9 protein-coding genes are annotated in these 9,066 nt (G+C 43.6%); all 9 read left to right on the forward strand.

Annotation, left to right across the window (positions count from 1 at the left end; translation table 11 throughout):
• The first annotated feature begins 15 nt into the window (after positions 1-15).
• The 9 genes from AC4HAN_RS08165 (at position 16) to AC4HAN_RS08205 (ending at position 8,929) form a co-directional block, all read left to right on the forward strand.
• Positions 16-1,116 (forward strand): nucleotidyltransferase, encoded by a 1,101-nt coding sequence (locus AC4HAN_RS08165; RefSeq protein WP_491092078.1) that lies wholly within the window; start codon positions 16-18, stop codon positions 1,114-1,116.
• A 167-nt stretch (positions 1,117-1,283) separates the two neighbouring features.
• Positions 1,284-2,213: an aldo/keto reductase gene (locus AC4HAN_RS08170; RefSeq protein WP_491092079.1), complete on the forward strand. Its 930-nt coding sequence runs from the start codon at positions 1,284-1,286 to the stop codon at positions 2,211-2,213.
• A 269-nt stretch (positions 2,214-2,482) separates the two neighbouring features.
• A complete protein-coding gene (locus tag AC4HAN_RS08175) occupies positions 2,483-3,199 on the forward strand; it encodes a YebC/PmpR family DNA-binding transcriptional regulator (protein ID WP_491092080.1) in 717 nt (238 codons plus the stop codon).
• A 103-nt stretch (positions 3,200-3,302) separates the two neighbouring features.
• Complete coding sequence (locus tag AC4HAN_RS08180; protein ID WP_491092081.1) at positions 3,303-3,647, forward strand: DUF6568 family protein; 345 nt, start codon at positions 3,303-3,305, stop codon at positions 3,645-3,647.
• Positions 3,648-3,755: 108 nt separating this feature from the next.
• Positions 3,756-4,103: a preprotein translocase subunit YajC gene (yajC, locus tag AC4HAN_RS08185; RefSeq protein WP_491092082.1), complete on the forward strand. Its 348-nt coding sequence runs from the start codon at positions 3,756-3,758 to the stop codon at positions 4,101-4,103.
• Between the two features lie 111 nt (positions 4,104-4,214).
• Positions 4,215-4,964, forward strand: a complete 750-nt coding sequence (uppS, locus tag AC4HAN_RS08190) for an undecaprenyl pyrophosphate synthase (RefSeq protein WP_491092083.1) — start codon at positions 4,215-4,217, stop codon at positions 4,962-4,964.
• Positions 4,965-4,978: 14 nt separating this feature from the next.
• The gene (locus tag AC4HAN_RS08195; RefSeq protein ID WP_491092084.1) at positions 4,979-5,773 is read left to right on the forward strand and encodes a phosphatidate cytidylyltransferase; all 795 of its coding nucleotides are present in this window, start codon (positions 4,979-4,981) and stop codon (positions 5,771-5,773) included.
• Positions 5,774-5,791: 18 nt separating this feature from the next.
• Positions 5,792-7,051: a M50 family metallopeptidase gene (locus tag AC4HAN_RS08200; RefSeq protein WP_491092085.1), complete on the forward strand. Its 1,260-nt coding sequence runs from the start codon at positions 5,792-5,794 to the stop codon at positions 7,049-7,051.
• Positions 7,052-7,078: 27 nt separating this feature from the next.
• Entirely contained in the window at positions 7,079-8,929 is a 1,851-nt protein-coding gene (locus AC4HAN_RS08205) for a proline--tRNA ligase (protein ID WP_491092086.1), read from the forward strand.
• The last annotated feature ends 137 nt before the right edge of the window (positions 8,930-9,066 follow it).

The raw sequence follows: 9,066 nt of genomic DNA on the forward strand, positions 1-9,066 counted from the left end.
AGAAAGGAGCACTTCATGTCAATCATAGGCATCATCGCCGAATTTAATCCTTTTCATAATGGGCACAAGTATCTGCTGGAGCAGGCGCAAGGGCTAAAGATTGTGGTTATGAGCGGCAACTTTGTGCAGCGCGGTGAGCCCGCTATTATTGATAAATGGACCCGGGCGCAGATGGCGCTGGAAAATGGCGCCGACCTTGTGGTGGAGCTGCCTTTTCTCGTCTCCGTGCAGTCCGCTGACTATTTTGCGGCAGGTGCTGTGACTATCCTGCATCGGCTGGGCATTGATACTCTGGACTTTGGCACGGAGGAAGTGCTGGATTATCAGTGCTTATCTGATGTTTATGGAGAAAAGGCAGAGCAGATGGAGGCCTTTGTCCAAACGCTGCCAGATGACCTGTCCTATCCGCAGAAAACACAGAAAATGTGGGAAACCTTTGCGGGGGTTAAATTCTCAGGAGAAACACCTAACCACATTCTTGGGCTTGCCTACGCCAAAGCTTGCGCAGGGAAGAACATCCAACTGCAGCCTATCCGGCGTATTGGGGCAGGCTATCATTCCGATGAGAAAATCGAGATTGCTTCGGCAACGGCTATTCGCAGGCACATCACCGATAAGTCATTTGTGGAAAAGTCTGCGCCCAGCAGTGGCTTGATCTTAAGTTCTCCGCAGGTATCCTGGGAGAATTATTTCCAGCTGTTGAAATATCAAATTTTGACCCATCCGGATTTAACTCAAATCTTTCAAGTCAATGCGGAACTGGCCAGCCGTATCAGCTCAGCTATTCGGAGCGCAGCGACGGCAGAAGAACTGGTGGAAAAAGTTGCTACCAAACGCTACACCAAGGCGCGTGTGCGCCGCATCCTGACCTATATCCTGTTCAATGCCAGAGAAGCTGACTTGCCGAGAGCAGTCCATGTTCTCGGCTTCACCGAAACAGGGCGCAAACATCTTAAAACGCTAAAGAAATCTGTGGATATCATCTCTCGCATCGGCGCTGAACCATGGGATCCCATGACCCAGAAGGCCGACCAGGTCTATCAGCTGGGGAACCCAAAAATCACAGAGCAAACCTGGGGACGGGTGCCGATAACCATCAAAAATGAAGTCCAGTAAAAATGCTGCGCTTCATTTTTTTGTATTCAGATGTCAAAACTAAAGAAATGAAAGTTTGTTTTCTGCTGCAAACCTGGCCATTAAGTTTAGGGACATCATCAAAATCACAAGTGAAAACGGTTTTATGTTATAATAGTATTAATCTATCTAAGGAGGAAAAGGAGCAGATGAAAACAATAAATATTGCAAACGGTCCGCAAAATGTACCGGTACTTATTCAAGGCTGTATGCGCATGCCCAGTCTGAGCAATGAAGAGGCAGCTAAGGTTATTAAGACTGCTTTTGCTGCCGGTATTACTTTTTTTGACCATGCGACTTGTTATGGTGAAGACGGTGCTGCCGAGCGGCGTTTTGGTGAGGCTTTTAAATTGACAGGTATCAAGCGTGAGGACATTTTTTTACAGTCTAAATGCGGTCTGCGGTTTGAACGCAATGAATTTGACTGGACTAAGGAAAATATTTTAGCCAGCGTTGACGAAAGTCTGGAACGTCTTCAGACAGATTATTTAGATTCGCTTTTGCTTCATCGGCCGGATGTACTCTTTGATCCTGAAGAAGTAGCGGCAGCTTTTGATGAACTGGAAAAAAGCGGTAAAGTTCGCCATTTTGGTGTCAGCAATCTGATGCCCCTGCAAATTGACTTGCTCAAAAAATATGTTAAGCAGCCTCTGGTTTTCAACCAGCTGCAGCTTTCTTTGGAGCAATCCCAGCTGATTGATCAGCCGCTCTACATGAATAATAAAGAAACAGAGATGTCTGTCAACCGTGACGGCGATGCTCTTGATTACTGCCGGCTGCATGATATTACGATTCAAGCCTGGTCACCGCTTCAATACGGTTTCTTTGAAGGAACTTTTGTTGATAATCCAAAATTCCCAGAATTAAATGAGGTTTTGGAAAAATTTGCCCGTCGTGAAGGAGTGACAAAAGCAGCCGTAGCTTTAGCGTGGATTTTGCGCCATCCTGCTAAAATGCAAGTCATCATCGGCAGCATGAATCCTGAACATATCAAAGAAGCTGCACAGGCCAGCAAGGTTACGCTGTCTCATCACGACTGGTATGAACTCTATCTGGCATCAGGAAAATACCTGCCATAGTGTGCAGAGTTGCTAAGTGTTAAAAATAAGTGTGCAAAATTGTTACGCTGAGAGAGGACGTCTTGTCCTCTTTTTTTTGCTAAAGCAAATCTAACCGCTAACTTGAGATAGGAAATTCCTATTTTACTATCTTCTTTCAAAATGCTATAATAATAGAGTTATTGAGGAATAGCTTCTGCTATTTCCAAAAGAAATTTAAATAAAAAAGGACGGGATTCAAAGCTGAAGAGCTGAATCGGTCCTTTTATATCAAGATAAAGGAGACTTTCATGGGACGTAAATGGGCAAATATTGTTGCAAAAAAGACTGCTAAAGATGGCGCAAACTCAAAGGTCTATGCTAAGTTTGGCGTTGAGATCTATGTGGCTGCCAAGCAAGGTGATCCGGATCCGGAGTCAAATTCAGCTTTGAAATTCGTGCTTGAACGCGCTAAGCAAGCGCAGGTGCCTAAACACGTTATTGATAAGGCGATTGATAAGGCCAAGGGAAATACAGATGAAACCTTTGTTGAAGGACGTTATGAAGGCTTTGGCCCCAATGGCTCAATGATTATTGTGGATACACTAACATCAAATGTTAACCGTACAGCTGCAAACCTTCGGGCTGCCTTCGGAAAAAACGGAGGAAACATGGGAGCTGCAGGTTCTGTTTCTTACATGTTTGATAAGAAAGGTGTTATTGTTTTTGCAGGCAATGATGCTGATGCTGTCTTTGAACAGCTCTTAGAAGCAGATGTTGATGTGGAAGACGTTGAAGCAGAAGACGGCAGCATTACCGTCTATACGGCTCCGACTGATCTGCATAAGGCACTTGAAGCTTTGCGTGCTTCAGGGATTGAAGAATTTCAGATTACAGAACTTGAAATGATTCCGCAGTCTGAGGTTGCTTTGGAAGGGGAAGATCTCGAAATCTTTGAAAAGTTGGTAGATGTCCTTGAAGATGATGACGATGTCCAAAAAGTTTATCACAATGTAGAAGGATTATAAGATAAAAGGTCTGCATAGCAGGCCTTTTCTTTAAGCGCAATTCTTGAAAAGTTATTTTAAAAGGGCTATCATAGGGATATTAAAGAAAGAAGTGAGGAAAAATATGTCAACTTTTGCAGAAGATATAAAAGATTTTCAGCCGGTGACAGCTCAAGAAGCACAAGAACAAATTGACAGCGGTGAACGGTTTATTCTTTTTATCGGCCGCTCCACCTGTCCTTTCTGCCGGCGATTTGCACCCAAGCTGAGTAATGCAGCTAAAGCTGACCATCAGGCAGTCGCCTTTTTAAACAGTGAAGATCAAACTGATTTAAAGGGGATTCAGGAACTGCGCAGTGCCTATTCTGTCAACACTGTTCCGGGGCTTTTGGTAGCTCAAAATGGTCACATCAAGGTGGTTTGTGACTCGTCGCTTTCAGAAGAAGCTATCCGTGATTTTATGGCTTAACGCTTACAATCCCTGCTCTCAGGGATTTTTTTGCTGACTTTCCTCTTGCTCTTAAGGCTTAATTTTGTTATAGTATTTGATGACTTTAAATGATGAGGAGAATTAACTATGTCTTATACGACACTTATTATGTTTGCTGTTCTTATTGGAGCGATTTTTTTGATGCAGCGGTCTCAGAAAAAGCAGGCTCAGGAACGCCAAAATCAGCTCGATGCAATCACTAAAGGCGACGAAGTGGTAACTATTGGCGGCATGTACGCTGTTGTAGATGAAGTGGATAAAGACAGCAAAAAAATTGTTCTTGACGTTGATGGAGTATTCCTTCCTTTTGAATTGACAGCAATCAAGCGTGTCATTGCTAAGGGAGACAGTGCATCTTTGCCGCAGGAAGAAGCAGATGAAGCAGTTGAGGCGTCAGAGACCGCTTCAGAAACAGAATCTGCTATTGAAGAATAATACTAATCCAACCCCTCAATCATGCCAGATTGGGGTTTTTTAGGCGAAAGAACGGTCACAATTCTCAAATTATGGTAAAATAGAAATAATAGTATTTTTTAAGGAAAAGTAATGTTTGCATTTAAGAGAAAAAAACAAGATGTCAAATTAGCCAAAATCCCCAATCATATTGCTATTATTATGGATGGCAACGGGCGATGGGCTAAGAAACGCTTAAAACCGCGTGTTTTTGGGCATAAGGCGGGAATGGACGCTTTGCAGAAAGTGACGATAGCTGCTTCAGATTTAGGAGTTAAGGTTCTGACGGTTTACGCCTTTTCAACGGAAAACTGGAGCCGCCCTCAAGATGAAGTCAAATTCATCATGAATCTGCCGGTAGAATTTTTTGACAAATATGTCCCCAAACTCCACAAAAACAATGTTCGTATCGTGGTCATCGGGGATAAGGAAGGTCTGCCCAAGCCTACTTTAGATGCTTTGGAGCGTGCCCGAGAAATGACCAGGCACAATTCAGGGCTGATTTTAAATTTTGCCTTGAATTACGGCGGCCGTGCTGAGATCACCAATGCTGTAAAATTAATTGCTCAGGATGTCTTGGATGCCCGCCTGAATCCCGGAGATATTACAGAAGATCTTATTGCTGCCTACCTGATGACTGACAGCCTTCCTTACTTGTACCGGGATCCTGATTTAATCATCAGAACCAGCGGAGAAATGCGGCTCAGCAACTTCTTGCCTTGGCAGTCCGCTTACAGTGAATTCTATTTCACCGAGGTTTTGTGGCCTGACTTTGACAGGGATGCCCTGCTTTTGGCTATTGAAGAATTCAATCATCGTCACCGTCGGTTTGGCGGCGTTTAGAAGGAGTTTATCATATGCAGAAACGAGTTATTTTCGGAGGGGCGGCCTTAGCTGTTTTTCTGCCTTTCTTGTTCTTAGGAGGAATCTTTTTTCAGCTTTTTGTCGGCATTTTAGCGATGATCGGTGTGTCAGAAATGCTGAGAATGAAGGGCCTGGAAATCTTTTCATTCGAAGGCATCCTGACAATGCTTGCAGCCTTTGTGCTGACAGTGCCTTTAGGCAGCTACTTAACTTTTTTGCCCATTGACGGCAATTTTAGTTCTTTTAGCTTGGTCGTATTCCTGATTTTAGCAGGAACAGTTCTCAATACCGGACATTACTCTTTTGAAGACGCGGCTTTCCCGATTGCTTCCAGTCTTTATGTAGGAATAGGCTTTCAAAATCTTATCAATGCCCGCATCACAGGTCTTGACAAAGTCTTTTTGGCTTTGTTTATTGTCTGGGCAACAGATATCGGTGCTTATATGATTGGGCGGCAGTTTGGCAAGCGCAAGCTGATGCCGGCTGTTTCACCCAATAAGACGGTTGAAGGAAGTTTGGGCGGCATTTTGTCAGCAGTTGTCATTGCCTTTGTGTTTATGCTTTTTGATAAAAATGTCTATGCCCCTCATAATTTCTTTATCATGCTTCTTTTGGTTGTGCTCTTTAGTATTTTTGCGCAGTTTGGTGATTTAGTCGAAAGTTCTATTAAACGTCATTTTGGTGTCAAAGACTCAGGTAAGCTGATACCGGGGCACGGCGGTATTTTGGATCGCTTTGACAGTATGATTTTTGTTTTCCCTATCATGCACTTCTTTGGATTATTCTAAGAAGGAGGCAATGAAACGATGTCAGGATTAATTGCGTTTATCATTATTTTTGGAATTATAGTACTTGTCCATGAATTTGGGCATTTCTATTTTGCCAGAAAATCAGGAATTTTAGTTCGAGAATTTGCAATCGGCATGGGGCCGAAGATTTTTGCCCATCAAGGCAAAGACGGCACGACCTATACGCTGCGCATGCTGCCTTTAGGCGGCTATGTCCGTATGGCAGGCTGGGGAGATGATACAACCGAGATCAAAACAGGCGCACCCGCTGCTTTGACCCTTAATGATAAGGGAGCTGTGATTCGTATCAATCTGTCTGATAAACAGCTGGACAAAACAGCGCTGCCCATGAATGTCACCGCTTATGATTTAGAGAACAGACTGGAAATTACCGGCCTTGTTTTAGATGAAACCAAGACGTATCCGGTTGACCATGACGCAACTATTGTTGAAGAAGACGGAACAGAAATAAGAATTGCACCTTTAGATGTTCAATACCAAAATGCTACTGTATGGGGGCGTTTGATTACTAATTTTGCGGGTCCTATGAATAATTTTATTCTGGGAATTCTTGTTTTTATCATCCTTGTCTTTGTGCAAGGCGGCGTCCAAGATGCTTCCAGTAACCGTGTAAGAGTAGTCCCGGACGGTGCTGTTGCAAGGCTGGGTGTCAAAGATAACGACCGGATTCTGCAGATTGGCAAAAATAAAGTTGATAACTGGGAAGATCTGACCAAGGCAGTGGCCGAATCAACGACTGATTTAGGCAAGCATGAGACGATTCCTTTTAAAGTTAAGACTGAGACAGGTGTTGAGACATTACAGGTTTGTCCAAGGAAAGTCAACGGCAGCTATGTTATCGGTGTTATGCCGAGCTTGAAGACCGGTTTTGCGGATAAGATAGTCGGTGCGTTTAAGATGTCCTGGGACGGTGCCTTTGCCATATTAAATGCACTGAAAAATCTCATCTTGCAGCCAAGTCTTAACAAATTGGGCGGTCCGGTTGCTATTTATCAGATGAGCAATACAGCTGCCAGAGAAGGCTTAGCACCTGTTCTCAACCTGATGGCAATGCTGTCTATTAACTTAGGTATTTTTAATTTGATTCCAATTCCAGCTCTTGACGGCGGAAAAATTTTAATCAATCTGATAGAAACGATCCGTAAAAAACCGCTTAGGCAGGAAACAGAAACCTACATTACACTCGCCGGTGTTTTGGTCATGGTCGCATTGATGATTGCAGTGACTTGGAATGATATTATGCGAGCTTTTTTCTAAACTAATTTAGATGGAGAATAATTTTTAATGAAACAAAGTAATATGTTAATCCCAACCTTGCGCGAAATGCCAAGTGATGCGCAGGTTATCAGCCATGCGCTTATGGTGCGTGCAGGTTATGTTCGCCAAGTGTCGGCAGGGATTTATTCTTATCTGCCCTTAGCTAGCCGGGTGATTGAAAAGATTAAACAGATTATGCATGAGGAGTTTGACAAAATCGGGGCAGTTGAGATGCTGGCTCCGGCTCTTTTGACAGCTGATTTGTGGCGTGAATCGGGGCGTTATGAAACCTATGGAGAAGATCTCTACAAGTTAAAAAACCGCGATCAGTCAGACTTTATTTTGGGACCGACGCACGAGGAGACCCTTACCAGCTTGATCAGAGATTCTGTCAAATCATACAAGCAGCTGCCTTTGAATCTTTATCAGATTCAGGCAAAATACCGTGATGAAAAACGTCCCCGAAACGGTCTGCTTCGGACTCGTGAATTCATCATGAAAGATGGCTACAGCTTTCACGCTAACTATGACAGTCTTGATGTTACTTATGAAGATTATCGCACAGCATACGAAGCGATTTTTACCAGACTTGGTTTAGATTTTAAGGCCATTATCGGTGATGGCGGCGCTATGGGCGGCAAGGACAGTCAGGAATTTATGGCAATTACGCCGGATCGGACTGACTTAGAGCATTGGCTGGTTCTTGATAAGTCTATTGCTTCAATAGAAGAAATTCCCGAGGATGTTTTGTCAGAAATTAAAGCAGAACTCTCATCATGGCTTATATCAGGTGAGGACACCATTGCTTATTCAAGTGAATCCGATTATGCTGCCAACCTTGAGATGGCTACGAGCGAGTACAGACCAAGCGGAAAGGTTGTTTCCCACGAAGAGGTTCAGCGTGTTGAAACTCCAGATTGTAAGACGATTGACGAAGTCGCAGATTTCTTAGGAATAGATGAATCACAGACCATCAAGACCCTGCTTTTCATTGCAGATGATGCACCTGTTGCTGCCCTGCTTGTGGGCAATGACCGCATCAACGATGTTAAACTGAAAAACTATCTGGGAGCGGACTTTTTGGAGCCTGCTACGGAAGATGAAGCAAAAGCGATTTTCGGTGCTTCATTTGGATCTTTGGGTCCTGTCAATCTGCCGGAACATGTTACAATTATAGCGGATCTTAACGTTCAGAATTTAGGCAATGCCGTTGTCGGTGCCAATGAAGACGGTTATCATTTGACCGGAGTTAATCCCGAACGCGACTTTAAAGCAGTTTATGCAGATATTCGCGAAGTTTGTGAAGGCGAAACATCTCCGGACGGCAAGGGTGTTCTCAAGTTTGCCCGCGGTATTGAGATTGGACATATTTTCAAACTGGGAACGCGTTATTCCGAAAGCATGGGGGCTAATATTCTGGATGAAAACGGCTGTTCCATTCCTGTAGTAATGGGAAGTTACGGTATCGGTGTCAGCAGGATTTTGTCAGCAGTTATTGAACAGCGTGCCCGTATTTTTGTCAATAAAACACCTAAAGGCGGCTACCGCTTTGCCTGGGGAATTAATTTCCCAAGATCTCTTGCTCCATTTGATGTTCATCTGATTACGGTCAATGTCAAAGACGAAGCTGCTCAGCAGTTAACGCAGAAAGTTGAAGAAGACCTGATGCAGGCTGATTATTCTGTTTTGACTGACGATCGCAACGAACGAGTTGGCTCCAAATTTTCCGACAGTGATCTTATTGGTCTGCCGATCCGTGTAACTGTCGGCAAGAAAGCAGCAGATGGAATTGTTGAAGTCAAAATCAAATCAACTGGTGATACGATTGAAGTTAATGCTGAAAATCTGCTGGAAACATTAGCAATCTTAACAGATTAGCAGTAGACAAACCAAAGGAAGAAAGGTCTTTCTTTGGTTTTTTTCTTTTTCCCGCATTGTAAAATGAAGTGCAACAGAAAAGACATGTTCGTCTGATATACTAGAATTCCCCAACTCAGTATAGAAAGCAGATGAAC

The sequence above is a fragment of the Streptococcus sp. ELY_86 genome (genome assembly GCF_058314495.1).

Excerpts from the sequence above, each read along its gene's own strand:
- AC4HAN_RS08165 (WP_491092078.1), top strand. The coding sequence starts at position 16 with ATGTCAATCATAGGCATCATCGCCGAATTTAATCCTTTTCATAATGGG.
- AC4HAN_RS08170 (WP_491092079.1), top strand. The coding sequence starts at position 1,284 with ATGAAAACAATAAATATTGCAAACGGTCCGCAAAATGTACCGGTACTT.
- AC4HAN_RS08175 (WP_491092080.1), top strand. The coding sequence starts at position 2,483 with ATGGGACGTAAATGGGCAAATATTGTTGCAAAAAAGACTGCTAAAGAT.
- AC4HAN_RS08180 (WP_491092081.1), top strand. The coding sequence starts at position 3,303 with ATGTCAACTTTTGCAGAAGATATAAAAGATTTTCAGCCGGTGACAGCT.
- yajC (WP_491092082.1), top strand. The coding sequence starts at position 3,756 with ATGTCTTATACGACACTTATTATGTTTGCTGTTCTTATTGGAGCGATT.
- uppS (WP_491092083.1), top strand. The coding sequence starts at position 4,215 with ATGTTTGCATTTAAGAGAAAAAAACAAGATGTCAAATTAGCCAAAATC.
- AC4HAN_RS08195 (WP_491092084.1), top strand. The coding sequence starts at position 4,979 with ATGCAGAAACGAGTTATTTTCGGAGGGGCGGCCTTAGCTGTTTTTCTG.
- AC4HAN_RS08200 (WP_491092085.1), top strand. The coding sequence starts at position 5,792 with ATGTCAGGATTAATTGCGTTTATCATTATTTTTGGAATTATAGTACTT.
- AC4HAN_RS08205 (WP_491092086.1), top strand. The coding sequence starts at position 7,079 with ATGAAACAAAGTAATATGTTAATCCCAACCTTGCGCGAAATGCCAAGT.